Raw genomic sequence first — 25,315 nt, 5'->3', positions numbered from 1 at the left:
CGTCAGCGCGGCGCCGGTCGCACCGCCCAGCCGAGCTCGGGTCGCACCCGCATCGTCGCGGGGTCTTGCCCGACGCCCACGAAGCCGCCGAGGAATTCCATGCGGTGCTCGGTCGCGAGGAACTTCCAGAGGAAGGGCACGCACGAGAGCCCGGAGGGCAACGCGTCGGTGGTCGGGCCTCCGCCGAGCGGCGAGGACAGGCCCTGCTGCCAGGACTCGACCGCGGAATTGCGGATCGTCGCGTCGCGCGCGAGGAGCTCCGCGATCACGCGCGCCCGCTCGGCCTTGCTCGCGCCCGCCAGCTCGGCCTTGCTGAACCGCCCGCGGCGCGCCTCGTCACGCCCGCCCACGTACGGGAGCAGCACGTTGATCCATCCGGTCACGTACGGGCCGCCCGACGCGTTCTTCAGCTTGTAGAGCGACTCCCAGAACGCGACGTCGACATCGCCCTGCGATGCGCGGGTGAATTGCGCGAGCACGGGCGCGAGCGCGTCCGTCCACCACGAGAGATCGAAGCGCGAGAGCGCGGCGGCGCGTCGCTCGATCGCCCGCCAGTCGTCGGTCGTCCCGGTGAGCGTGATCTCCGGGATGCCGCAAAGCGAGTGCATCTGGTAGCCGAAGTACGGCTGCGCGGCCGCGAGCAGCGCGATCTCGCTCGCCGCGCGCGACGTCGCGTCGGTGGTCGAGAAGTCGCTCACCACGAGCGCGTGGAGATCCCCCGTGCGCTCCGCGACCTGCGTCGAGAGCGCGGTGAACACCTCGGGCCACGGGTTGTCGGGCGAGCCGAGCACGAAGTCGTCGCGCCGCACCACGATCGTCTCTCGCCCTTCGTGCGACACGAGCTGCGCGCGGAGTCGGTCCGCGTTCGTCTGCACGTGCGTCGCGAAGCCCTGCGCGATGCAGAGCCACACCGCGTCCGGCGACAGCTCGAGCGGCCGGTGCTGGTCGAACGCCGCGTGCACCGCCGCGACGAACGGGTGGATCGCGACGTGGCGCTCGACCCACGCGCCATCGACGAGCTCGGGTCGCGACTCGAACGCGCGCGCGACCGCCCACGATGGACGCGACCACGCCTCGACGCGCGATCGCGAGAGCGACTCGATCGCATCGCGCGCGTCGATCGTCGGAAGTGGCGATCCCGCGCGCTCCACCCGGCTCACCGCGAACGTCGTGCCCATGCCGGCGATGCTACGCGACGATCACGGCGCGCGACGCACGGCCCATCCGAGCTCGGGCCGGACGCAGCCGGTGTGGGGATGCTGGCCGACCGCGGCGTGGCCACCGACGAACTCCATGCGGTACTCGCTGCCCATGTACTTCCAGAGGAACGGCACGCAGCAGATCCCCGACGGCAGTCGCTCGGTCGTGGGACCGTGGCCGTCACGCCACGCACGAAGCGCAGCGTTGCGCTCCGGTCTTCCGTCGCGACCCACGAGGTACGGGAGCAGCACGTTGACCCACCCGGTGATGCGCGGACCGCCCGACCCGTCGCTCAGCTTGTAGAACGACTGCCAGAACGCGACGTCGACGTCGCCCTGCGATGCGCGCGTGAAATGCGCGAGCACGGGCGCGAGCGCGTCCGTCCACCACGACAGATCGAAGCGTGAGAGCGCGGCCGCGCGACGCTCGATCGCGCGCCAGTCGTCGGGCGTACCGGTCAGCGTGATCGCGGGGATGCCGCACCGCGTGTGCACCTGATAGCCGAAGAACGGCTGCATCGCGGCGAGGAGCGTGATCTCGCTCGCCGCGCGCGACACGGGATCCGTGGTGGAGAAGTCGCTCACCACGAGGGCGTGGAGCTCGCCGGTGCGCGCCGCGACCTGCGCCGACATCGCGGCGAACACGTCGGGCCAGGGGTTCCGCGGCGAGCCGAGCACGAAGTCGTCGCGCCGCACGATGATCGTCTCGCGCCCTTCGCGGGCGACCAGCTCGGCGCGGAGCTCGCGCGCGTGGGTCTGCACGTGCGTCGCGAAGCCCTGCGCGATGCAGAGCCACACGGCATCGGGCGAGAGCTCGAGCGGCCGATGCTCGTCGAACGCAGCGTGCGCCGCCGCGACGAACGGATGGAGCGCGACGTGCTCGTCGCGCCGCTGGCCGTCGGCGTAGACCGTACGCCGCTCGAGCATGCGCACGACGGGCCACGAAGGGGTCCACCAAGCCTCGACCGGTGCGCGGAGGAGCAGCTCGATCGCGCCGCGCGCATCGAAGCTCGGCAAACGCGAGCCCGCGGGCTCGACGCGGCTGACCGAGAATGTGATCGACATGCCGAGAGCGTAAGCCGGCGGCGCCGGCGAATCACTCGTCAGCCCGTCTCAGTCGCGCGCTCGATCGCGCACCGGGCCCGCCGCGCCCGGCAGGTCCGCGCTCACCAGCACGAACTTGTTGTCCAGCCGCTCGTCGGTGACTTCCTCGATCGTCGCGCCGCGCAGCACGCTGCGCAGGTTCGCGAGCCGCTGGTGCTCGAGGACGAAGTACACGCGCTGTCCGGGATGCGCGCGCACCCACTCGTTCAGCCGGCGGTTGTCGAGGTCGACGAACGCGTACACCGCGTTGCCGGTGTAGAAGTTCTCGCCCTTCCAGTTCATCTGCCACGCGATCAGCGGCTCGTCGGCGCTGCGTCGCTGCTCGTAGTACGCACGAACGAGCTCGCGCTGGCCCCAGTGCGGCGAGAGGTCGATCAGGTACACGTCGAGGCACCACACCGCGAAGAAGAACGCGACCCCGAGGAACGCGCGCAGCGCGACCTGACGCACGATCGGCAGCGCCGCGACGCCGATCACCACGCCCGCGGTGATCGCGAAGCCGGTGAGGATCGGCCGGTAGTCGAAGTGCTCCGGCCACGCGCGCTGGTAGTTGTAGACGAACAGGTGGATGAGCCGCTCGTAGCCGTGCGGGCGCGCAGACGTGACCCACGACAGATCGCGACCCACCATCGCGAGGATCGCCGGCGCCGCGAAGAGCCCGGCGGTCGCCGCAGAGGGCGCCCAGCGCGGCGTCTCGCCGTCCTCCGCGATCCGATCACGGGGCTCGTCACGCAGCAGCCACCACGCCGCCGCCGCGAGCGCGACACCGAGCAGCACGAGCGGGATCGTGTGCTCGCCGAACCACGGATGACGCAGCACCCAGTCGCGCATCCGGTTCGCGGGCACGTCCTCGGGCACCACGCCGCGAACGTCGCCCCACATCCCGGCGACACCGATCACGATCGGCAGCGATGCGACCGCCGCGAGCACCGTGCCCGCGATCTTCTTCGCGTCGAAGCGCTCGAGATCGCTGCGCGGCCCGAAGAGCGCGTCCACCGCGATGCCGACGAGCGCGCCCGCCGCGGGTACCGCCGGGAAGATGTAGTGGTGGAACTTCGTGGTCATCCCGCTGAAGAGCACGAACGCGCCCGTGCCCCAGAGCCCGATGAACGCGAGCAGCTCGCGCTGCAGCTGCGCGTCGACGAGGAGACCCGTCGCGACCTTCGGTGCGGTCGTCGGAGCCGGCGGCTGCAGCGGCATCTCGAGCTCGTCCGCGACCCGCTGCGTCGACGCCGACACCGTCGCGGGGGCTCGCTCGCTCTCGCGCGTGCGACCCGCGATCACGACCCATCCAGCGATCGCGAGCGGCGCGAGCGCGACCCACGGGAACAAGCCGTAGCCGAGCTGCTCGAGGAAGTACTCCGCGCTCCCGGTGTCGCCGTGCACGCCCGACGTGAGGCGGTTGATGTGATCGTGCACCAGCAGGCGATCGGTGAAGCCCTGCCCGTGCCGGATGTACATCGCGACGTACCAGGGAAGGCCCACCGTCGCGACCACGAGGATGCCGGCCGCGACGCGCAGCTGCCCTTCGAGCAGCAGATCCCAGCGCCGCGTCGCGATGAGCCAGAAGAGCGCGACCATGCCCGGCAGCGCGAAGCCGGGGATGCCCTTCGCCATGAACGAGAGCGCGCAGAAGAAGTAGAACGCGACCATCAGGAGCGAGCGCGCGCGGCGCTCGTTCCGCAGGAGCCACACGACCGCGGCGAAGCCCGCGAGCCACAGCAGGCCCTGCACGAACGGCTGCGCGAGGATGCCGTCGAACGCGGGCGCGACCTCGCGCGCCTCGGCGTTGCCGGGGTTCCCCGCGTTGCCCGCGGAGCCGAACATGAAGCGATCGCGGTGCCACGCGAAGCCGCCCGTCACGAGCGTCACGTTGCGCGTGATCAGCAGCATGATCTGCGGGATGCACGTCATCGCGAGCGCGCCGATCAGCGCGTGCTGTCCCGAGACCTCGAGCGATCCGAGGCGATAGCGCGTGACCTCGCGATCGGCGGGCGTCGCGATCGCGAGGCCCAGCATGCCCATCGCCATCGTCATCGTGCTGACGAAGGGCATGTCGGTGATCGCCTGGTGCGCGAGGAAGAAGAAGTACGGCATCGTCGCGAGCACGAACGCGGCGACGACACCGGCGCGACGACCGAACCCGCGCGCCACGACCGCGTAGATCGCGAGCAGCGCGCCCATCGTCAGCAGGAAGTGCGGGAGGCGCAGCGCCCACTCGGGGTGCGCGGGGTTCGCGTCGGGCTGGAAGTCGACCCCGAGCGCGCTCATCGAGAGCGCCTCGATCCAGAAGATGAAGATCGGCTTCGACCAGAACCAGTCCTCCTGGGCCCACCACAGGCTGATCCAGTCGTCGCGCGCGAGGATCTCGCGGGCGACCTCGCCGTAGTGCGTCTCCCAGGGATCCCAGAGCCCGTACGCGCCGAGGAACGGCAGCACGATCGCGGCGCCGAGCACGAAGACGAGCATCGCCGGGCGACGCAGCGCCGAGAGCGCGAGCGGCACCAGCGCGGCGACGATCACGATCGGGAGCGCGTCGACGCCGCCGACCATCGCGCCGAGCACCGCGATGGCGATCGCGAGCGGCACCGTGATCACCGGCGCGAGGAAGATCGGCTCGCCCGCGCGCGCCCAGAGCGCGGTGTCGCGCCACGCGATCGCGCCTGGCTCGCTGCGAGGGGCGAAGAGCCCGAGCAGATCGAGCAGCCCGAGCGTCGCGACGAGCGTCGTGATCATCCCGACGAGCGCGCCGTGCGACACCTGCTCGTGGAACGCCATCAGCGCGAACGTCGCGATGATGCCCACGCCGAAGATCGCGCCGCCGCGCACGCGATGCGACGCGCCGCCGCTCGACGCGGGCTTCGCGGGCTCGGCGCCGGTCTTCTGGCTCGACTTGCGGCCCTTCGGGCCATCGCCCGTCGAGCTGCTGCCCGCTTCCTCGTCGCGCTCGCTCATGCTGGAAAAACCGAGGCGCGGAGCATAGTCGGGTGGTCCGGAAGGGTCCACCGGCGCGCGTGCCCTGTCGTCCGGCAGCGCTCAGGGAATGCCGAAGGACACGCCCGTCTGCACCGGCACGTGGCTCGACTGATCGATCAGCACGCCCGCGACCACGCCGCCCGCGACCAACACCACGCCCGCGCTGATGATCCAGAAGAGGGGGTCCTCGAGGATCGAGCCTCCCCCGCCTTCCTGCGCGCCTCCGCCGCCCGCGCCACCACCGCCGCCGCCCGGCACCGCGACCGCGGCGACACGACCGACCGTGCGCGGCTCGAACTCGCTGCCCACCAGCACGACCTGGTTGCCGTACGGATCGAGCACCTCGACCCAGTACTCGATGCGATCCGCGTTCGCGGCGCCGTCGAGCGGCGCGAGCACCTCGGCCTCGGCCTCGGCCTCGACGTCGGTGTACTGCACCTGGCCTTCGATGCGCGCGTGCACGCGCACCGTGCGCGCCATCTGGAACGGATCGATCAGCGCCACGCGGATCGCGCTCTGCGCGCGCGCGATGCCGACCTCGACGCCGAGCTGCTCGGGACGCGCGCTCACGATGCCGCGCGCCTCGAGGTACGGCGCGCGAAGACGCGGCGGCACCGTGTCGTCGAGCTGCGCCTCGGGATCGACGGCGAGCATGCGCTGGAAGAAGTCGCGCGCGCCCTCGGCATCACCGAGCGCGGCCGCGCTCACGCCGAGCAGCATGTAGATGCGCACCAGTCGATCGGGCGTGTGACCGCCCGCCTGGAGCGCGGCGCCCGCGTGCTCGAGCGTCTGCTCGAAGTCGACCTCGGTGTACGCCTGCTCGGCCGCGGTGAGGGGATCGACCGGCTCGCTCCCACGACGCCGGCGCTGCGCGTCGGCGCTGCTCGCCGAGATCACCACGCCGATCAGCAGCGCGACGGCGACGAACGTTCGCTGGCTCGCGCGCATCACGTTCCTCCCGCCGCGCAGTACGACTCGGGCGTGCCCGGTGCGGCGGTCGCCGCGTCGAAGTCCATCGTGGGATGCAGCTGCACCTGCACGTCGGGCCCGTCGACGTAGATCTCGCCGATGCTGCAGCCCTGAAGGATGCGGCGGTTGCCCGCGCTGAAGATCTCGACGACGTACGCGTGCGGGCCCTCGCCGAATTCCGGCAGCGACATGCCGCCGCGGATCGCGCACACGCTCCTCAGGTCGGAGTCGTAGACCGGCTCGATCGAGAACGACTGCGTCGGCAGCTCGTCGAGCAGCTGCGGGCACGCGCCGAGCTGCTCGGTCGTGCTCTCGAGCGGGAACACGAGGACGCGCGCCTGCTCGCTGCGCATGAACGCCTCGGTCGTCGGGAAATTCACGTCGACCGTCACCGGCGAGGGCGCGCACGCACCGAGCAGGAGCGACGCGAGGAGGAGAGATCGTCGTGTCATCGGAGAAGCCGCCGTCTTACCGCTCATTCGAGGATCCGCACGCGCTCGAAGGTCTCCCCGTCCGCCTCGAAGCGCCACAGCTCGTACGCGAGCTCGGCGTCTCCGAACGCATCGATGTCGGAGGGCCCGGCCGCGCCTTCGTAGTTGATCGGGCGCCCCTCGCGGATCAGGCGCAGGCCCTCCGCGAGGCGTCCCGCCTGCACGACCACGCCCGAGGCATCGTTGAGCTGGAACACCGCGTCGCGGATCGCGTTCGGATCGTCGGCGGTGCCCGCCTTCGCGATCGCGAGCAGCACGAGCGCGGCCGCGTCGTAGACGGTCGAGGAGAACGCGACGGGATCGTTGCCGAACGTCGCGAAGAACTGATCGTGGAACCGGTTGTACGCCGGCGTCTCGGGGTCGGTGACCGGCGCCGTGCCGTAGAAGTCGTCGATCAGCGCGGTGTTGCCGACCTCGGTCGCGAAGCCCGGCTGGCGCACGCCGTCGGTGCCGAACCACGTGACCTCGGGCTTCGTCGAGAGCGAGTCCCAGTCACGCATGATGATGCCGGCCGACGCGGGATAGCCGATCAGCGCGACGCAGTCGGGCGGCGGCTGCGCCGACGCGATCGCCATCACCTCGTCGCGGTACGAGCTGAGCTCCTCCGTGTACGGGACGCCGGCCGCGGGCGTGACCATGCCGCCGAGCGCGGTGAAGCGCATCGACGTCCGCTCGTAGAACGGGCGACCGTAGTCGTTGTCCGCGAAGAGCACGCTCACGTTGCGGCAGCCCTGGGAGTACATCGCCTCGGCGAGCGCCGGGGCCTGGCGATCGTCGGGCGGCACGGTGCGCAGGAAGAAGCGCTGCGCGGGCTCGAGCGCGCCGTTGATCTCGGTGAGCAGAGGAGACGTCGAGAGGCCGCTCGCGAGGAGCACGCCCGCGGGACGCGTCACCTCGTAGACCGCGATCGTCGCGCTCGACGCGGAGTCGCCGATGATCGCGACCACGCCGTCGTCGATCATGTCCTGCGCGACCGCGACCCCGATGTCGGAGCGGCTCTCGCCGTCCGCGATGATCAGCTCGACGCGTCGTCCCGGGAGCACGCCGCCCGCGGAGTTCACTTCGCGCACCGCGAGGCGCGCGGAGTCGCGCCAGTCGGGCCCGTCGGCGCCGAGCTCGCCCGAGAGCGGGGCGATCATGCCGATGCGCACCGTCGCGGTGTCGTCGGTCGGAAGCGTTCGTTCGGGGGCGCATCCGAGGAGCGCGAGCAAGAGCGTGGCGAACACCACCAGCGATCTCGCGTTCATCGCAGGCCCAACCTCCGCGTCGTGGTCTCACCCGCCCGGATGTCGACCTCGTAGGTCTCGGTGATCCCGGCTTCGTCGTTCACGAGGCGCAGCACGTGACGTCCCGCCGGGAGTCGCACGCGCACCAGCGGCGTGGTCCCGAGGTCGCGACCGTTGAGCGACACCGTCGTCCACGGCGAGGTCACGAGCGACAGAAAACCGTCCTCGCCGGTCGCCGCGGGCGTCGGGGTCGTCGTCGGGGTCGCGCCGGTCGTGCCGGTGCTCGTCGTCGTGGTCGTCGCGGTCTCGGTGCCGCGCCCGCCGCGGGGGCGACGCGATCCACCGCGGCTGCCGGTCGCGGCGCGCGTGGGCTCGTCGGCGGCGACCTCCGGATCCGCCGGCGGCGGGTCGGCGGGCGGCGCGTCGGGAGCGACCGCGATCGGGTCGGCCGTGACGGGCACGATCGGATCGGGCGCCGGCGGGGTCGGCTGTGTCGGCGTCGCGACCGGCGGCACCGCGACCGCACCGGTCGACGCGGTGGGCGCGGCCTCGTCGGCTCCGCGCGGGATCACGATGGCCACCGCGACCGCGAGCAACGCCACCGCGGCGACGACCACGAGCTGCCATCCGAGCGCGCGGCGCTTCTGCTCGCGCGGCTCCGCCGTCCCCGGGTGCGTGACCGCGCCGGGCTGCGCGAACGTGCCGTGCTGCGAAGGCGCCGACGGCGTGTACTGACCCGACGGCGTGTACTGACCCGACGGCGTGTACTGACCCGACGGCGTGTACTGACCCGACGGCGTGTACTGACCCGACGCGCCGTAGGGCGACGGCGTCGGCGTCACGCTCGATCCGGTCGACACCACGCGCGACGCCGTCGAGGGCGTCATGTGCGCGAACTGACCCGAGATTCCGGCGTCGGGCATCGCCGTCCCCGGCGAGCTCGGATCGACGAGGCGCTGGATCGAGCTCGCCCCGACCTCGAGCGACGCGAGGCACGCCGCGAGCTTCTCCTTGTGCGCCTTCTGCACTTCCTCGAAGCGCGTCTGCATCAGCTGCGCGATCGTCGCGCGCGTCGGCGCGTTCGGCTGCGACGCGAGCCAGCGCTCGAGGTCGGTGCGGAACTCCTTCGCGCTCTGGTAGCGCGCCGACACGTCGCGCTGCAGCGCGCGCATCACGATCGCGTCGAGCTCCGGCGGCACCGCCGGATTGTGGATGCTGGGCAGTCGGATCTCGCCCTGCAGCGTCTCCTGCAGCGTCGCGAGCTCGTTGACGCTCTTGAAGAGACGTCGCGACGTCAGCGCCTCCCAGAGCACGACACCCATGCTCCAGAGGTCCGCGCGCTGATCGACGTTGTTCGTGAGGGCCTGCTCGGGCGCGATGTACGCGTACTTGCCCTTCACCACGCCGGTGCGCGTCTCGACGACGTTCGACTCGGCCTTCGCGATGCCGAAGTCGAGCAGCTTCACCACGCCGTTGTACGTGACGTAGATGTTCTGCGGGCTGACGTCGCGGTGCACGACGCCGAGCGCGCGGCCTTCGTAGCTCGTGAGGTCGTGCGCGTAGCCGAGCCCGTCGAGCGCGTCGGCGATCATGCGCGCCGCGAGCGGCACCGGCAGCATCGTGCCCATCTGCGCGCTCGATCGGAGGAGGCGCTCGAGGCCCTGGCCGTCGAGGTACTCCATCGCGAGGAAGTGATGGCCGGAGGCCTCGCCCACCTCGAGCGTCTGCACGCAGTGCGGGTGATCGAGCTGCGCCGCGAGGCGCGCCTCGTCGAGGAACATGTCGATGAAGCCGGGCTCGGCCTCGAGCTGCTGGTGCAGCCGCTTGAGCACCACGAGCTTCCGGAAGCCGCCCTTGCCCGCCATGACGGCGAGAAGGACCTCCGCCATGCCGCCGTGCCCGAGCTTGCCGATCAGCGTGTACTTGCCGAACGGCTGAGGAGGGATCGCCTGCAGCGTGTAGGCTCGCGTCTCTTCCCCACTGAGGGTGCCCGAGGCGCGGTTCGAACTGGCTCCAGGGCTCGTCATTCCTCCCCGAGTCACGAGTCTCGGATCGTCGACGTTGCCGTGTCAACGTCCGAACGCAGTGTTTCCAAGTTCGATCACCGAGTTTCCCCGTACGAAACGTGCACATCACGCTCGGAGACGGCGGGTCGGTTTGCAGCCCGATTGGATCGCCGATGTGCGATGGGGGCTCGGAGCGACGCGTGGTGTCGACGACGAGAGTGCCAGTCGCGACACCGGAGAGTGCCAATCAGATTGGCACTCTCACGGAATCGGGAACAGCACCACCGACTCGCGGGGCGGGATCGCGAGCTCGATCGTTCCGTCGGGCGCGACCTCGAACGTGAGCGCACCGCCGAGGCGATCTTCGAGCACCGTGCCGGGCGAAAAGCTCGTCGCGACGCGGGCGCGCGACGTCTGCAGCGGATGGGTGTTGAGCCCGACGAGCACGCGCTCGTCGTCGTGCGTGCGCTCCCACGCGAGCATGCCCGCGTCGGGCGTGGGCGACTCGAGCTCGATGCCGCCGACGTCGCTCGCGTGGCGCAGGACGAGCGTGCCGCGACGCAGCGCGATCGAGTTCCGGCGCAGCGTGGCGAGGCGCTGGATCAGCGCGAAGCTCGGGAGATCCTCGCGGAACTCCGACTCCCACATCACCTCGCGCGCCTCGTGGTGCGAGCGTCCGGTGAATTCCTGCTCGGTGCCGTAGTAGATGCCGGGGATCGAATCGAGCACGAACATCGCGACGAGCGCTTGGTCCACGGCGAACGCGTCGGGGACCTCGGCGCGGACGCGCGGTAGGTCGTGGTTGTCGGCGATCGTGACGCGCGCCTGCCACGGCGAGAGACCGATGCCGAGCGGCTGCGGCACGTCGCGGAACAGCGCGCGGTTCGTCTCGAGCGCGGCGCGCGCAGTGGAGGGCGGCGCGCCGCCGAGGATCACTCCGTCGATCAGCGTCATCTTCGCGGGGAAGTCGAAGCCCGCGTCGAGCGCGCCTTCCGCGGTGTGACGCGCGATCTCGCGCGGGTCGCCCTCGTAGATCTCGCCGAGCAGGAAGAACCGCTCTTTTCCGTGCGCGGCGAGGCGACGCCGCAGTCCGTCGCAGAACGCCTGCCAGAACGGGAGCTCGACGTGCGGGACCGCGTCGATGCGGAAGCCGTCGACGTCGGTCGTGAGGATCCAGTGCGCGTACGTCTCGATCATCGCCTCGACGACGTCGTCACGCGCGGTGTCGAGGTCGCGCAGGCCGGTGGGGAAGTCGCCGTAGCGGCGCTCTTCGTAGTCGCCGAGGTTGCCGATGCCGCGGCGGTGGAAGTGCTCGCGGCCGAGCTCGACGATCGCGCCGTCCGCGGCGAAGACGCGCAGCGGCCCGTCGTGCCAGAGGATCGGGGCGTCGTATCCCTCGCGTCGATACGGCGGCAGGTCCTCGTCGGGATCGAGCGCTCCGTCGCGGTCGAGGTCGTACGCGAAGACGCGGCCCGCGTGGTTCGTGACGATGTCGACGATCACGACGATGTCGCGCGCGTGCGCGGCGGCGACGAGCGACTGGAGCTCCTCGAGCGTGCCGAAGCGCGGGTTGTGCGCGGTGAAGTCGCTCGCCCAGTAGCCGTGGTATCCGTCCTCGCTCTCGATGCGCGGCACGTTCGCGACGATCGGCGAGATCCAGATCGCGCTCATGCCGAGTCGCGCGACGTAGTCGAGGCGGTCCTCGACGCCGCGCCAGTCGCCGCCCTGCACGCGCGAGAGATCGCCGGGCACCGGCGCGATGCCGTCGGCGTCGTCGTTGCTCGGATCGCCGTTTTCGAAGCGGTCGACGAGGATCTGGTAGATGACGCGATCGCGCCAGTCGTCGACGTGGGTCGCGACGGGCGGAGCGGGATCGGGATCACACGCAGCGGCGCAGAGCGCGAGCAGCGCGACGGCAGATCGGCGGATCATCCGACCTACTCGCGCGGCTCCTGCACGCCTTCGAACGCGACGACGCTGTCGCTGGTGAGGCCCGCGGCGTTCGCCTCGTCGGTGTCGACGTGCATGTCGAGCGTGAACTCGGGGTGCACCCGCACGATCACGTCGCCCATCGTCATCTCGCGATCTCCGTCGACGCGCACCTTGATCACGTCGCGATCGTTCACGCCGAAGTCGCGCGCCTCGTCGGGCGACATGTGCACGTGGCGATGCGCGAGGATGACGCCGCTCGGGATCTCCACCGAGCCCGCGGGGCCGCGCAGCGTGAGGCCCGGCGTGCCCTCGAGCTTGCCCGACTCGCGCAGCGGCGGGCTCACGCCGAGCGTGATGGCGTCGGTGCGCGCGACCTCGACCTGCGTCTGCTTGCGCAGCGGGTTGATGATCGCGACGCGGCGGATCTCGCCCTTGGGGCCCACGAGATCGACGGTCTCGCGGGTGACGTACTGGCCGGGCTGTGTGACGTCGCGCTTCTTCGTGAGCTCGTAGCCGGGACCGAAGAGCGCGTCGCAGTCGGCGCGCGAGAGGTGCACGTGGCGCACGCTCACGCCGACCGGGATCGGACGGGCGCGCACGCTGCGGATGGTCGCGGTGGGGCCGACCACGCAGCGCATCACCTCGCGCGCGATCATGCGCTCTTCGTCGGTGCGCACGACGAGCACCTTGGTCGGCGCGCGGTGCGCGGAAATCTCGACGATGCCGCCGTGATCGGCGGCGCGCTTCGTCTCGTTCGCGCGCTCGTCGAGGGCGACGCCCATGAAGATCAGGCCCTCGCAGACCTTGCTGCGCACGAGCGCGGAGTTCTCGCCGATGCCGCCGGTGAACACGATCGCGTCGGCGCCGCCGAGCGTCGCGGCGTACGCGCCGACGTACTTGCGGAGGCGATGCACGAACACTTCGATCGCGAGGCGCGCGCGAGGATCGCCGCCCTCCGCGGCCTGCTGGATGTCGCGGAAGTCGGCGCCGATGCCCGAGAGCCCCGCGAGACCGGAGCGACGATTGAGCAGCTCGTCGATGTCGCCCGCGGCCATGCCCTGCTTCGCGAGGAGCATCGGGATCGCGGGGTCGAGATCGCCGGCGCGCGTGCCCATCACCAGGCCTTCGAGGGGCGTCATGCCCATCGAGGTCTCGACGGACACGCCGTGCTCGATCGCGCTCACGCTCGCGCCGCCGCCGAGATGACAGGTGATGAGCTTGAGGCGCGAGAGGTGCGTCCCGAGGTGCTCGGCCGCGGAGAGCGCCATGTACTGGTGGCTCGGGCCGTGGAAGCCGTAACGACGGATGCCCTTCTCGAGATAGAGCTCGTGCGGGATCGCGTAGCTGTAGGCGTGCGGTGGGAGCTGCGCGTGGAACGCGGTGTCGAACACCGCGACGTGCGGGACCTGCGAGAACACGGCGCGCGCGGCGCGGATCCCCGCGAGGTTCACCGGGTTGTGCAGCGGCGCGTAGGCGGCGCACTCCTCGATGATGCGCTCGGCGCGCTCGTCGACCGGCGTGGGCGTGACGAGCTGCTCGCCGCCGTGCACGACGCGATGACCGACCGCGGCGAGCGCCGTGGGATCGGGCAGCGGGCCGCCTTCGCGCGTGAGGTGCGCGAGGATCGCTCGGAGCGCGCCGGTGACGTCGCGTCCGTCGATGCGATCGCTGCCGCCCTCGTGGATGTGCGTCGCGTCCGCGGTGCCGACGCGCTCGACGCGCCCGGCGGCGAGGCGCGCCTCGGTGTCCATCTCGTAGAGGTTGTATTTGACGGAGGTCGATCCGACGTTGACGACGAGGACTCGCATCGATCGGGGATCATAGACGGATCGGCGTCGACGAGGGGCGAGGGTGAGGGGGTCCGGCGCTCGGGGTGATCGCGGCTGCTCGTCAGCGGCGGCGCGAGCGTCGGGGGAGGCGGAGGGTCGATCGCGGCGCGCGCGTTGCGCTCTGCCGCGCTCGACCTGATCAGTCTGTGGTCGGCGTCGTACGGCCCGCGCTCACGAGAGCGCCGGACCCCCTCACCCTCGCCCGGTACGCTGCGTCTGCCGTCTCGAGAGCTTAGGCTGGGGAGAGCTCGCGACCGATCCGCGCTGTTCGCGCGGCTCTGACGCTCGCGAGTAGCAGCGCGCGGCGAGGCCGCGCGACTGGAGCCTGATGCGGAGCAGTGCGCGATGCGCGCGCTGTGGTGGAGTCGATCTCGACTCACAGCGCGTTGCGCACGCGATTGATGCCTCGAGCGCACGCCCAGCGCGCGGTCGAGCCGCGCGATTTGGCGGAAGCGAAGGCGATCGCGCACTGCGCGCCTCTGGAAGCTCGGGCTCCGAGGCTCCGACGCTCCGAACTTCCTACGCTCGACGTCCGAAGTGCGACCTCAGACGTCTCCTCTCTCGCTCTCCCCTCCTGCTCCTCCTGCTCTCCTGAGCGGCAATTCTCCTCCTCTCCTCAGCGAAGCTCTCGCCAGGAGCCGTGCTCGCGCGAGGCGGGAGGCTCAGCGCACGAGGGGCATCTCTTCGATCGGCTCGTGGAGCGGCTCGAGCTCGACGACGTGGAAGCCGGGGTGCTCGGCGTGGAGGCGGCGCATCAGCGGGAGCGCGACGTTGTGCACCGGGATGCCGTTCTCCGTGCGCGCGGTCGGAGAGCCGTGGTGCGCGTGGCCGTGGAACACGACGTCGACCGGATATCGATGCAGCGGCTCTTCGAGCCGGCCGCAGCCGCAGTACGCGAAGATCTCCGGAGGCTCGCCCTCGACGGTCCCGCGCACCGGCGCGTAGTGCATGATCGCGATGCGGCGCTCGGTGCGCAGGCGCTGCAGCGCCGCCTCGAGCTTGAGCGCCTCGTCGATCGCTTCCTGCACGAACGCCTTGATCATGCGCTCGCCCCACGGGCCGAGCGTGCCGCGGCCGAAGCCTCCGACGAAGCCCTTCACGCCCGCGATGCCGATGCCGTGGATCTCGATCGCGTCGCCGTCGAGGATCTGCACGCCGGCGTCGGTGAGGATCTTCGTGATCTCCTGCTGCGCGCCGCCTTCGTAGTCGTGGTTGCCGAGCACTCCGGCCATCGGCACGCGCGCGACCGCGAGCTCCTTCGCGAGCACGTGTGCTTCTTCCGGCGTGCCGTAGTCCGTGAGATCGCCGCAGAGCAGCAGCATGTCGGCGTGCTCGTTCACGCGCGAGAGGAGCGGCGCGATCGTGCCCGCAGACGTCTTGCGACAGTGCAGGTCGCCGACCGCGGCGACGCGAATGGGGCGTTGTGTCATCTCGAAGAGCTCCGTGCGCCTCGAGGGGTGCAATGCATGCGCCGCGAGCAGCGCGTCCTGGCGCATCGATTGCTGTCTGGACGTGACAGGGAGGTGAACCACGATGCGCCTCGCGTCCCGAGCATCGCCCGAGCGTCCGCCCGAGGATCCCGAGCTCGCCTTCTACGCGAAGGTGATCCGCACGCTGAACCGCGCGCACGTGCCCTTCCTCGTCGCAGGCGCGGCAGTCCTGCAGCACCACACGGGGCTCTGTCGCGACACCAAGGATCTCGATCTCTTCATCCACGAGCGCGATCTCGAGCGTGCGCTGAGCACGCTCGAGGCGAGCGGGCTCGAGACCGAGGTCGCGTTCCCGCACTGGCTCGCGAAGGCGCACGAGCACGGGAAGTTCGTCGATCTCATCTACAACTCCGGCAACGGCGCGACGCCGGTGGACGACCTCTGGTTCGAGCACGCGTCGCCCGGAACGCTGCTCGGCGAGCCGGTGTCGTTCTGCCCGGTCGAGGAGACGATCTGGTCGAAGTCGTTCGTGCAGGAGCGCGAGCGCTACGACGGCGCGGACGTGGCGCACCTGCTCGCGGCGCGCGCGAAGGACCTCGACTGGAAGCGGCTCGTGTGGCGCTACGGACGCTTCTGGCGCGTCCTGCTCTCGCACCTGGTGCTGTTCGGCTTCATCTACCCCGATCTGGCGCGAAACGTCCCGGACGACGTCATGGACGAGCTGCTCGAGCGATTGCGGGTGGAGAGGCAGATCGTCACGCGCGAGCGCTTGTGCCTCGGGACGCTGCTCTCGCGCGAGCAGTACCTCGTCGACATCGAAGCAGGTCGACGCGACGGACGGCTGCCGCCGACGGGACGCATGCATCCCGTCGACGTCGCCGCGTGGACTGCGGCGATCCATCGGCGCGAGGAGTAGTCGAGCGCGAGCACGGGCTGGGCGCGTCGCGAGTGTAGATGCGCCGCGTGCCGCGCCGTGTCATGCCCGCGCGCGTGTCCGCGCCGCCCGAGCCTTCGCTCCGCGTCGTGATCGTGCAGCGCGCGTTGCCCGCCGCGAGCGCGGGCGCGCTCGCGTTCGTCGTCGCGGATCGGCTCGGGCTCGTGACGCTGCTCGGTCTGCGGCGCCTGCTCGACCTCGAGGACGCGTGGCTGGTCTTCGCGTTCGCGATCGTCAGCGGCGCGATCGCGGCGACACGCGCACGCGCGCTGCCGTGGATCGCGTTCGCCGCGCTGGGCGTGCTCTACGTGCTCGTCGCGTTCACACCGCTCTTCGACGCGCAGTACGACGCGTGGTTGCTCCGCGACGCACCCCGCGCCGCCGACGCGATCGTCGTGCTCTCGTCCGACGTGACGAGCGAAGGGCGTCTCAGCAGCAACGGCCTGTCGCGCTTGGTCGCCGGGCTCGCCCTCGCGCGCGACGGGCACGCACCGCTGCTGGTGCGCACCGATCTCGGCGCCGGTCACGCCGACGACACCGGCGACGCGCTGGAGATCGCGGAAGGCACGAGCGTCGAGGTCGTGCGCGTCGGTCCGGTCGCGAGCACGCGCGACGAAGCGCTGCGCGTGGACGAGCTCGCCGCCGCGCGCCCGCTGCGCCGGGTGATCGTCGTCACCGACGCCATGCACGAGCGCCGCGCGGCCGCGACGTTCCGCGCGATGGGCCTCGAGGTGATCGCGGTGCCCGCGCCGGAGCGCGACTTCTCGCTCCCGCCGCGTGACCCCGACGATCGTGTGCGCGCGTTCGAGGAATGGATCACGGAGCGCGCGGCTTGGACGCTGTACGCGATGCGTGGATGGATCGACGAGGGAGACCAGGCACGATGATCGGCGCGATCGAGCTGCGCTGCGCGCACTACCTGCTGGCGGTCGGCGCGGAGGATCTCGAGCTCCACGACGACGGCACGTCGACATGGCGCGCGCTGTTCGCGCTGCTCGCCGACGGCACGCGTGTGGTCGTGCGCGGCTCGCTCGGTGAGCGCGAGATCGCGGAGCTCGGGAAGCGCATCGACGAGCTGCTCCGCGGCGAGCGCGCGGCGGTGAGCTTCTTGACCGGCGACGGCACGCTCTACGTCGCGCTCGAGCGGCGCAAGGGCGACGAGCTCGGGCTCTCGGTGCGGCTCGTGAGCGATCGTGATCGCGGCGTGTACTCGTGCGCCGAGACGCGCGCCTCACGGTCGCGGGTCGCGCAGCTCGCGCGCGACGCGCTGGGCTTCCCGTACGGCTGAGCTCACGTCGGGGCGCGCCGGGTGCGCGTGCTGCCCGAGCGCTTCGTGCGCGGCTTCGTCGTGCGGCGTGCCGCGCTCTTCGCGCGGCGCTTGGTGCCGGGCGCGGCGAGGTGCTGCGCCGCGCTGCGACGCGATCGGGGATGGCGCTCCTGCCATCGGTCGAGCTGCTCCTCGCGCGCGTCGACGAAGCGCTGCTCGCTCGAGGTGCGCTTCGAGGCGGTCTTCTTGCGGCAGCTGCCCTTCTCGCCGGCGCGCTTGCCGGGCACCGGCTCGTATCCGGGCCAACAGCGCCTCGTGGTCGTCCTTCGCGCCATGAGGAGAGGCCGAGCAATCGGGATGCCTCTCAGGAGAGCAGGAGTCGGAAGAGGCAGAGATTTTGAGGAGCGCAGGAGGACACGGGGCTCGGCGCGAGTGTCGGCTCGGGGCGCGAGATGTGTCCGTTCTCCATTCGTCTCCAGCGCGGTGCGCTCGAGCAGAGAGGAACGGAACGCTCTTCGACGTGGTGTTCCGATCGGTCCTGGTCTCCTCGCTCAGTCGGGCACGTAGATGCAGCTCGACAGCGCCGGCACGTTGCCGCCGGTGCAGTTGCCGAGCGCGTCGACGTAGCCGCTCACCGGCGGGGACCACGAGCGCCCGCCGCCGCGGTTGAGCACGACGTACACGTCCTCGGCGCCCGGGTGGCTCACCCGGTACGCCCAGAAGTCCGTCTCGACGAGCACGCTCTCGCGGCGACCACGACGCAGCGCCTCGTGCTCGGCGCGCGCGCGGCCCGCGCGCTGCGCGTTCAGCAGCGAGCGCTGCTCCTCCGTGCTCAGGCCGGTGAAGCGCATGAACGCGCGGTTGTCGGGATCCTGCCCGCCGAGCGTGCCGATGTCGTCGCCCTGGTAGAGCATCGGGACGTTGTACGGCGACGTGAAGAGGAACGTCTGCGCGAGCCGCAGCCGCGCATATCCCTGGGCCGTCGCGCCGCCCGCTTCGGTCAGCGCGCGCCACTGGTCGTGGTTCCCGAAGAAGTTGCCCATGACCGCGCCGGGGTAGCCGCCGACCCCGCCCATCGTGCTCTGCGGCGAGCGATACGCGGTGTCGTTGCCGATCGCGAAGCCCGCGAGGCTCGAGAGGCTGTCGCTGAACGTCAGCAGCGATGCCTTCGCGCGGTTGTAATACCCCTCGTCGACCTGGCCCTGCACCATGTCCTCGCGGACGTGGTAACGCGCCCATCCGCCGAGCGACTCGCCGACCATGTAGAACGACGCGGGCTCGAACGGGCGCGCGTGATCGTGCACCGTCGTCTCGACCTGCTCGACGATCGCGGCGCGCAGCTCGCGCGTGAACACGTCGTCCATGTGCTTCAGGGCGTCGGCGCGGAAGCCGTCGAAGTCGAACTCCTGGATCATCCAGATCGCGTGCGCGACCACCGCGTCGACGGCCGCGGGGTTCCCGCCGTAGTCGACGTCGGGCATCAGCGAGGTGAACCAGCACTCGACGCGAAGGCGGTCCCAGTTGTCGTGGCACATCTCGTAGTCGAAGAACCACTCGGGGTGCCGGTCGTAGATGTTCGCCTCGATCTGCACGTGGTTCGCCACGAAGTCGGGGATCACGCGGATGCCTCGCGCGTGCGCTTCGTTGACGAGCTCGTGCAGCTCTTCGGGCGTGCCGAACGCGGGCTCGATCGGGTTCGGATAGCCGTAGTCGTCGAGGTGCGTGTGGCCCGTCGCGATCGGGTGGTACGAGTGGTAGCTCGAGAACCGGCGCGTATCCCCGGGATCGACGGCCGGCTGCGAGCCGTGCGAGTTGAGGATCGGCGAGCTGATCCACAGCGCGTTGATGCCCATCTCCTCGAAGTAGCCGTCGCGGATCTGCTGGGTGATCCCCGCGAAGTCTCCGCCCTGCCACTGGCTGCGACGATCGGTGACCTGCGCGAGCGTGCCCTCGCCGTTGTCGATGTCGTTGCTCGGATCGCCGTTCGCGAAGCGGTCGGTGAAGATCTGGTAGACGATGCCGTCGGTCCACGAGAAGCCGCCATAGCGGTAGTCGTCACCGATCCAGATCGGCAGGAAGAGCGGCGTGAGGTTCGCCCCGCCCGTCGTGCGCAGGCGCAGCAGGTAGCTGTACTTGTTGGGCGCGAGGCCGGTGCGCGAGATCGTGAACGTGCGCGTCGACGCGTCGTAGACCGAGCTCAGATCGACGTCCTCGCCGTTGAGGCGCGTGGTGCTCCCTGCGAGATCGAGCGTGCCGCTGCCGACGTAGCGGATCGTGACGTCGTATCCGTCGCTCTCCCGCTCGACGCGGTACTCGAGATCACCGACGCGACCCTCGACGGGACCGGTCGGCACCACGTCGCACACCGAGAGGACGCTGTTGCAGCCGGCGCCGTCGGGCTGGCACCCGCCGCCCGTGATCGTGTCCCACTCGCGCTGGTCGTTCCCGGGATCGGCGATCCAGGTCGTGCCGTCGACGATGAACTTGTAGAGATGACGACCGACCGGCTCGACGAGGTGGGTCACGCTCCAGTTGCCACTGCCGTCGTCGACCATCTCGAGCGCGCCCGCTTCGGGCGTGCCCGGCCAGACGCTGCTCGCGTCGGCGAGGAAGCTGCCGCTCACCCAGACGCTGCTCGCGCCCGGGCGCCGCAGCGTGAACGTGATCTCGTTGCAAGGCGGAGGCGGCGGTCCGGCGTCCTCCTCGGGCATCGGCACTTCGCCGTCGCCGCACGACGCGTCACCGCTCGTCCCGCCGTCACCGCCGCAGGGCGGGCGGAACGAGGGCCCCGGCGATCCGTCGCGCCGATAGCCTGGGCCGGCGTCCACGGCGAGGGTGCCGGGATCCGAGGCGCACGCGGTCGCGAGCAGCAGAAGTAAAGCGGATACAGCGGTGGAACTGCGGCGCGGCATGCGCGAATCCTCCCGTCGTTCTCACGCGAGATCAAGACGTCACGCATCGATGGGTGTCGCACTGGCGTACATAGCTTCCGACTATGGCTCCGATGAGGAATCGGTATGAGCGCTATGGGACGGCAATCGGCAGTCTGACCAGCGACGAAGGAGGTCCGACTCGATGCACAGGCCCCTGCTCTTCACTTCGCTGCTGCTCTCGCTGACCGGCTGTTACTCGAGCGGGACCGCCGATCCCGCGCCCCTCCCCGCGCCCGCCGTCTCGCTCGATCTCGCGTGCGCGCCGAGCTCGCTCGACGTGGCGTGGGTGAGCGAGGATCCCGGGCTCCACGGCAGCTTCCATCCCGTCTCGCTCGAGGTCGCGCCGGGTGACGCGCTGCTGATGCGCGGCAGTGGCTTCGGCGGCGACGTGGTGCGGATGCGCGACGGCGCGCAGATCGCGACGACGAGCTCACCGCCGATCGATGCCGCGTGGGCGCGATCGGTCATCGTCGATCCGGAGACGCGCGAGGTGATCGTGCGCGAGCTCGCGACGGGCGCGACGGTGCGCACGATCGCGAGCGGTGCCGACACGCGCGAGGGCTGGTGGGGCGAGACCATCGCGCGGCTGAGCGACGACGGGGCGCGCGCGCTGGTGCTCGACTGCGATCAGTCGGGCGACGCGACCCACGCGCGGCTGCGCGGCGTCGACCTCGCGAGCGGCGCGATCGACGACGTGACGCTGCCGCTCGGGTGCAGCGAGCTCTGGCCGCGGCGCACCGAGCTGCGCGCGCTCGCGGGCGGCACGGCGGCGCTCGTGATCGGTCTGCGACCGCGAGGACCGGCGTGGATCGACGACGTGCGCACGCCCGCGAACGTGATCGCGCGCGTGGACCTCGCGCGCGGCGGGGTGAGCACGGTGGTCGCGGTGAGCGACGCGCGTCCTCCGCTCGCGTTGGATCTCGCGTTCGACGTGCTCGACGCGGCGATCTCGGACGACGAGCGCGTGCTCGCGGTGACCGGACGCGACGGCGTGCTGCGGCGGTTCGACACCACGACGCTCCAGCCGATCGGCGAGCCGATCGAGGTCGGGATGGCGATCGCGAACCCGGTGTCGTACCTGCCGAGCATCGAGTCGGCGGTCGCGCTCTCGCCGACCGGCGCGTGGATCGCGCACGTCGACACGGAGGGCGCGATCGTGGTGCGCGACGCGGCGAGCGGCGCGATCGCCGCGGAGCTCGCGATGCCCTTCGACCGACGCGAGGACGGGTCGGGGTTCGGACCGCCGGTCGCGATGGCGCTGCGCTTCGTCGACGACGGGCTCATCGTCGGCGCGTCGAGCGGCGTGGCGCGCTTCGGGTGCGGCGGCGTGACGGCGGAGCCGGTGCGACCGAGCGGCGATCTGGTCGTGCGGGCGAGCGCGCCCGAGGTCGTGCGCAGCGGCGAGCCCGCGCGCTTCACGATCGACGTCGAAGGCGCGGCGCTCCCGGTGGTGCGCGCGGTGCGCTTCGGCGACAGCGCGATGGGCGCGATCGGGCGCGACCTCGAGGTGTGGATGCCCGGCCCGGGCACGACGACGGTGGAGATCGTCGTCGACGACGGCGTGCGCACCGCGCGCGCCGAGGCGCGCCTCGAGGTCCTGCCCGCCGCCGAGTGAAATTGACCCGAGCGCGGACGGAGGGCCCACTGTCCGACGTGGCCCTCCGAATCCGCACCGTCCTGGGTTGGCTCGCGATCGTCGTGACCTTGCTCGCCTGCGGCGACGACGGAGCGACGACCGAGCTCGACGCGAGCGCCCCACGCGATGCGAGCACGCGCGCCGACGCGTCGAGCAGCGAGCCCGACGCGTCGCCGAGCCCGCCCGACGGCGCGACGCGCGACGAGGACGGCGGCACCACGCCGGGCCCGACGCTGCCCGCCTTCTGCGACGCGCTCCCGCCCGCCGATCGCAGCGGCACGTGGCAGTCGTCGCGCGTCTTCTACGGCGACGACGGGCGGCTCGAGTACGCGAGCGATGCGCAGGGCAATCGCGTGCCGGACTTCGGCTACGCCGGTTATCGATACGGCGGCGTCGCGCTGCCCGAGGTGCCCGAGGTCGAGCGCGTCGCGCCAGGCGACGGCGACGACACCGCGCGCATCCAGGCCGCGATCGACGAGGTCGCGGTGCGACCGCTCGCGGAGCGCGGCGCGGTGGTGCTCGAGGCGGGCACCTACGAGATCGCGGGCACGCTGCGCATCGAGGAGAGCGGCATCGTGCTGCGCGGCGCGGGCGACGGCAGCGATGCGGCGAGCGACACGATCCTCCGCGCGACGGGCGACACGCCGCACCAGCGCACGGTCATCGTCGTCGGCAGCGGCGCGTCGAACGCGTGGTCGCGGCTGCGCAGCGGGAGCACCGTGGACGTCACGACCGAGCGCGTGCTGGTCGGCGCTCGCACGATCGAGGTGGAGGACGCGTCGGGCCTCGCGGTCGGCGATCCGGTGCTGCTGCGCCGTCCGTCGACGTCGGCGTGGATCGGCGCGCTCGGCGGCGGCGGTGGATCCAGCGCGTGGACCGCGGGCGAGATCGATCTCGTGCACCTGCGCTACGTGCACGCGATCGACGGGCGCGACGTGACGCTCGACGTGCCGGTGTTCGACACGCTCGATCGCGCGCACGGCGTCTCGACGCTGTCGGTGATCGAAGGGCCCGACGTCGCGCGCGAGGTCGGGGTCGAGTCGCTGCGCATCGACATCCAGACCGCGGGCGGCGAGGACGAAGATCACGCGTGGAGCGCGATCGGCGTGGTGGGCGCGGAGGACGCGTGGGTGCGCGACGTGACCGCGCTGCACTTCGGCTTCGCGGGCGTGCGCGTGACCGCGTCGACGCGGGTGACGGTGCGCGACGTGCGCGCGATCGAGCCGGTCGCGATCGTGACCGGCTCGCGCATGTACAACTTCGCGGTGGAGCGCGGCGCGCAGCAGGTGCTCTTCGAAGACGTCGAAGCGCAGGGCGGTCGCCACCACTTCGTCTCGAACGGGATCGCCGAGGTCTCGGGCGTGGTGTTCCTTCGTGGTCGCTCGAGCGGCGCGCGCGCGTCGAGCGAGGGGCATCGCCGCTGGTCGCAGGGGCTGCTCTTCGACTCGATCGTGGAGACCGCGCCCGCGACGCAGATCGTCGTCGGGCTCTACAACCGCGGCGACTACGGCACGCTGCACGGCTGGTCGTCGGTGCACTCGGTGCTGTGGCGCTACGACGTCGGCGGGCGGCGCGCCGTCGTGCAGCGCCCTCCGCTCGGGCAGAACTACGCGATCGGCACCGTCGGCACGGTGACCGGCGACGGGCCGTTCGACGGGCCCGCGGGGCACTTCGAGCGCGACGAGGGCACGCTGCTGCCGGGGTCGCTCTACGAAGCGCAGCTCTGCGATCGGCTGCGGCGCGAAGCGATCTGAGATCGTTGGAGCTCAAACGATCTCGATCGCGATCGCGAGCGACGTGATCACGAGGAGCACGCCGATCGCGAGGCCCAGCCGGGTGAGCGACGGGAACAGCGCGCGCACGTGCGCGGTCGCGGCGCGCTGGGGATCGCCCCACACCGCGAGCGCGCCCGCGGGCCACGGCGTGTGCGCGTCGCGCAGCGTGACGCCGCCGAGGCGGGCGCCGTGGGATCGCACCAGCACCGGCGTGCCCTCGAGCAGCGCGGGCGGCAGCGTCGGATCGATCGCGACCGCCGCGACCGGCTCGTCGGGCAGCGCGATGCGCAGCGCGCCGCCGTCCGCCTCGATCCACGCGCCTCCCGCGGCGTGCACACCGCGAGCACCGACGAGCACGGGCGAGCCGCGCGTCCGCAGCACGCCGCGCACGAGCTCGCCCTCGCGCTCCGGGCTCAGCACCGCGAGCACCTCTCGCACCCGCGCCTGCGCGCGCCCGTTGCGCGCCGCGAACACCACGCCGAGCGAGCACGCGAGCACCAAGAGCGCGACGATCCCCGCGGGGAGCCGCCGCTCGATGCGATCGCGCAGCCCGTCGTCGACGCGGCGTCCCGAGGGGTCGATCACCAGCTCGCACGACTCGTGATAGTCGTTGCCGAGCCGCACGACGATCACCTCGCGCCCATCGCGCGTCGCATGGCGCGCCGAGGCACGATCGATCGAGAGGAAGGGCCCGACGTAGTAGTGCTCGCTCGCGCCGTCCTCGCGCGTGACGTCGACCCAGCGCCAGTCGTACGCGATGTGCACGCGGGTCCCGGGCACGATCCACGGCGCGCGCTCGGTCGGCGTGCCGCCGACGATCGGCCCATCCTCGCGGAGCGGGAGCGGCGTGCTCAGCGCGAGCACGATCGTCGCGACGAGCAGCGCGAGCGGCGCGATCGCGAACCGGCCGAGCCGGGAGAGCGTGGCCGCGGAGCGCGCGGCGTCGTCGATCGACGCGAGCGCCCGATCCGCGGTGCGCGCGATGGCGCGGAGGGCCCACGGCGCGAGGGCGACGTCGATGACGACCCCCACGGGCACCGCGAGCACCGCGACGGCCTCGTCGACGAACGCGCCGACGATCGCGAGCGCGAACGGCAGCGCGCCGAGCGCGCCCAGCATCGCGCCGAGCACCAGCGTGCGCCCGACCCCGACGTGCGCGGCGAGCTCGATCGCGCGCACTGCCAGCGAGGGCCCGACGGTGCGGAGCACGAGCGACGGCGCGAGCACGAACGGCGCGAAGAGCAGCGCGGAGATCATCGGCGCGAGCAGCGCGACGACCGCCGCCGCGCGATCGTCGTCGCCGACGAGGTGCTCGATCGGATCGACGATCACGGCACCGAGCACGAGCCCGAAGAGCACCGCGGGCGCGAGCACGACGATCGCGACCGCGCCCGCGCGAGCGCGGCGCTGCGACGAGAGCGCCGCACCGAGCGGCAGGTCGTGACCCCACGCGAGCAGCTCGCCCACGCCCGACGCGAGCAGCGGCAGGCCGATGAGCAGCGGCGCGAGCGCCAGCCCGAGCGACGTGGAGAGCCACGCGGAGAGCGGAGGCGCGCGCACCACACCAGGGTAGACGAGCGGCCGCATCTCCGCGACGAGCACGCGTCC

18 protein-coding genes are annotated in these 25,315 nt (G+C 71.6%); 5 read left to right on the top strand and 13 right to left on the bottom strand.

Translation table 11 applies throughout. The features are described from left to right. Window positions 1-2: 2 nt before the first annotated feature. The 10 genes from DB32_RS43745 to DB32_RS43700 all read right to left on the bottom strand — a co-directional run bounded on the left by DB32_RS43745 (window position 3) and on the right by DB32_RS43700 (window position 15,162). A complete protein-coding gene (locus DB32_RS43745) occupies window positions 3-1,178 on the bottom strand; it encodes a DUF4419 domain-containing protein (RefSeq protein WP_053238612.1) in 1,176 nt (391 codons plus the stop codon). A gap of 21 nt (window positions 1,179-1,199) precedes the next feature. Continuing rightward, window positions 1,200-2,264: a DUF4419 domain-containing protein gene (locus tag DB32_RS43740; protein WP_053238611.1), complete on the bottom strand. Its 1,065-nt coding sequence runs from the start codon at window positions 2,262-2,264 to the stop codon at window positions 1,200-1,202. Window positions 2,265-2,312: 48 nt separating this feature from the next. After that, window positions 2,313-5,258: an ArnT family glycosyltransferase gene (locus DB32_RS43735; RefSeq protein ID WP_053238610.1), complete on the bottom strand. Its 2,946-nt coding sequence runs from the start codon at window positions 5,256-5,258 to the stop codon at window positions 2,313-2,315. Window positions 5,259-5,339: 81 nt separating this feature from the next. Continuing rightward, window positions 5,340-6,227: a hypothetical protein gene (locus DB32_RS43730; RefSeq protein WP_053238609.1), complete on the bottom strand. Its 888-nt coding sequence runs from the start codon at window positions 6,225-6,227 to the stop codon at window positions 5,340-5,342. Then, window positions 6,227-6,700, bottom strand: a complete 474-nt coding sequence (locus DB32_RS43725) for a hypothetical protein (RefSeq protein ID WP_053238608.1) — start codon at window positions 6,698-6,700, stop codon at window positions 6,227-6,229. The genes DB32_RS43730 and DB32_RS43725 overlap by 1 nt, the downstream gene beginning before the upstream one ends. 23 nt (window positions 6,701-6,723) lie before the next feature. Then, entirely contained in the window at window positions 6,724-7,986 is a 1,263-nt protein-coding gene (locus DB32_RS43720; protein ID WP_053238607.1) for an ABC transporter substrate-binding protein, read from the bottom strand. Further along, a complete protein-coding gene (locus DB32_RS43715) occupies window positions 7,983-10,007 on the bottom strand; it encodes a serine/threonine-protein kinase (RefSeq protein WP_169791747.1) in 2,025 nt (674 codons plus the stop codon). Before DB32_RS43715 ends, DB32_RS43720 begins: the two co-directional genes overlap by 4 nt. 225 nt (window positions 10,008-10,232) lie before the next feature. Further along, on the bottom strand, window positions 10,233-11,903 hold the full coding sequence (locus DB32_RS43710; RefSeq protein ID WP_053238605.1) for an alpha-amylase family glycosyl hydrolase: 1,671 nt from the start codon (window positions 11,901-11,903) through the stop codon (window positions 10,233-10,235). A gap of 5 nt (window positions 11,904-11,908) precedes the next feature. Next, on the bottom strand, window positions 11,909-13,711 hold the full coding sequence (locus DB32_RS43705; protein ID WP_053238604.1) for an acetate/propionate family kinase: 1,803 nt from the start codon (window positions 13,709-13,711) through the stop codon (window positions 11,909-11,911). A gap of 683 nt (window positions 13,712-14,394) precedes the next feature. Next, window positions 14,395-15,162 carry a metallophosphoesterase family protein gene (locus tag DB32_RS43700; protein WP_053239166.1) on the bottom strand — a complete coding sequence of 256 codons (768 nt, stop codon included), beginning with the start codon at window positions 15,160-15,162 and terminating at the stop codon, window positions 14,395-14,397. Window positions 15,163-15,265: 103 nt separating this feature from the next. Between DB32_RS43700 and DB32_RS43695 the strand changes: the two genes are divergently transcribed. Genes DB32_RS43695 through DB32_RS43685 form a run of 3 tightly spaced genes read left to right on the top strand, consistent with a single transcriptional unit; the run spans window position 15,266 to window position 17,384 of the window. Beyond that, window positions 15,266-16,078: a nucleotidyltransferase gene (locus DB32_RS43695; protein WP_053238603.1), complete on the top strand. Its 813-nt coding sequence runs from the start codon at window positions 15,266-15,268 to the stop codon at window positions 16,076-16,078. A gap of 47 nt (window positions 16,079-16,125) precedes the next feature. After that, window positions 16,126-16,983, top strand: a complete 858-nt coding sequence (locus tag DB32_RS43690; protein WP_157070398.1) for a YdcF family protein — start codon at window positions 16,126-16,128, stop codon at window positions 16,981-16,983. Continuing rightward, the gene (locus DB32_RS43685; protein WP_053238601.1) at window positions 16,980-17,384 is read left to right on the top strand and encodes a hypothetical protein; all 405 of its coding nucleotides are present in this window, start codon (window positions 16,980-16,982) and stop codon (window positions 17,382-17,384) included. The genes DB32_RS43690 and DB32_RS43685 overlap by 4 nt, the downstream gene beginning before the upstream one ends. 2 nt (window positions 17,385-17,386) lie before the next feature. On the opposite strand, the gene DB32_RS43680 is transcribed toward DB32_RS43685, so the two are convergent. Next, on the bottom strand, window positions 17,387-17,698 hold the full coding sequence (locus tag DB32_RS43680) for a hypothetical protein (protein ID WP_157070397.1): 312 nt from the start codon (window positions 17,696-17,698) through the stop codon (window positions 17,387-17,389). Between the two features lie 216 nt (window positions 17,699-17,914). Continuing rightward, window positions 17,915-20,275, bottom strand: coding sequence for an alpha-amylase family glycosyl hydrolase (locus tag DB32_RS43675; protein WP_083458434.1), 2,361 nt, complete (start codon window positions 20,273-20,275; stop codon window positions 17,915-17,917). Window positions 20,276-20,438: 163 nt separating this feature from the next. Here DB32_RS43675 and DB32_RS43670 point away from each other — a divergent pair, with 163 nt between their 5' ends. Both DB32_RS43670 and DB32_RS43665 read left to right on the top strand, forming a co-directional pair. Next, entirely contained in the window at window positions 20,439-21,911 is a 1,473-nt protein-coding gene (locus DB32_RS43670) for a hypothetical protein (protein WP_053238598.1), read from the top strand. Window positions 21,912-21,949: 38 nt separating this feature from the next. Beyond that, window positions 21,950-23,686: a pectate lyase family protein gene (locus tag DB32_RS43665; RefSeq protein WP_053238597.1), complete on the top strand. Its 1,737-nt coding sequence runs from the start codon at window positions 21,950-21,952 to the stop codon at window positions 23,684-23,686. 12 nt (window positions 23,687-23,698) lie between these two features. On the opposite strand, the gene DB32_RS43660 is transcribed toward DB32_RS43665, so the two are convergent. Beyond that, a complete protein-coding gene (locus DB32_RS43660) occupies window positions 23,699-25,267 on the bottom strand; it encodes a hypothetical protein (RefSeq protein WP_157070396.1) in 1,569 nt (522 codons plus the stop codon). Window positions 25,268-25,315: the final 48 nt, after the last annotated feature.

Source organism: Sandaracinus amylolyticus (assembly GCF_000737325.1).
In the GTDB taxonomy this organism is placed as follows: domain Bacteria; phylum Myxococcota_A; class Polyangia; order Polyangiales; family Sandaracinaceae; genus Sandaracinus; species Sandaracinus amylolyticus.
This window is presented reverse-complemented; position numbering and strand designations above follow the sequence as displayed.

Bases quoted from the DNA above. Each gene is read 5' to 3' on its own strand.
- DB32_RS43745 (WP_053238612.1), bottom strand. From the start codon at position 1,178: ATGGGCACGACGTTCGCGGTGAGCCGGGTGGAGCGCGCGGGATCGCCA.
- DB32_RS43740 (WP_053238611.1), bottom strand. From the start codon at position 2,264: ATGTCGATCACATTCTCGGTCAGCCGCGTCGAGCCCGCGGGCTCGCGT.
- DB32_RS43735 (WP_053238610.1), bottom strand. From the start codon at position 5,258: ATGAGCGAGCGCGACGAGGAAGCGGGCAGCAGCTCGACGGGCGATGGC.
- DB32_RS43730 (WP_053238609.1), bottom strand. From the start codon at position 6,227: ATGCGCGCGAGCCAGCGAACGTTCGTCGCCGTCGCGCTGCTGATCGGC.
- DB32_RS43725 (WP_053238608.1), bottom strand. From the start codon at position 6,700: ATGACACGACGATCTCTCCTCCTCGCGTCGCTCCTGCTCGGTGCGTGC.
- DB32_RS43720 (WP_053238607.1), bottom strand. From the start codon at position 7,986: ATGAACGCGAGATCGCTGGTGGTGTTCGCCACGCTCTTGCTCGCGCTC.
- DB32_RS43710 (WP_053238605.1), bottom strand. From the start codon at position 11,903: ATGATCCGCCGATCTGCCGTCGCGCTGCTCGCGCTCTGCGCCGCTGCG.
- DB32_RS43705 (WP_053238604.1), bottom strand. From the start codon at position 13,711: ATGCGAGTCCTCGTCGTCAACGTCGGATCGACCTCCGTCAAATACAAC.
- DB32_RS43700 (WP_053239166.1), bottom strand. From the start codon at position 15,162: ATGACACAACGCCCCATTCGCGTCGCCGCGGTCGGCGACCTGCACTGT.
- DB32_RS43695 (WP_053238603.1), top strand. From the start codon at position 15,266: ATGCGCCTCGCGTCCCGAGCATCGCCCGAGCGTCCGCCCGAGGATCCC.
- DB32_RS43685 (WP_053238601.1), top strand. From the start codon at position 16,980: ATGATCGGCGCGATCGAGCTGCGCTGCGCGCACTACCTGCTGGCGGTC.
- DB32_RS43680 (WP_157070397.1), bottom strand. From the start codon at position 17,698: ATGGCGCGAAGGACGACCACGAGGCGCTGTTGGCCCGGATACGAGCCG.
- DB32_RS43675 (WP_083458434.1), bottom strand. From the start codon at position 20,275: ATGCCGCGCCGCAGTTCCACCGCTGTATCCGCTTTACTTCTGCTGCTC.
- DB32_RS43670 (WP_053238598.1), top strand. From the start codon at position 20,439: ATGCACAGGCCCCTGCTCTTCACTTCGCTGCTGCTCTCGCTGACCGGC.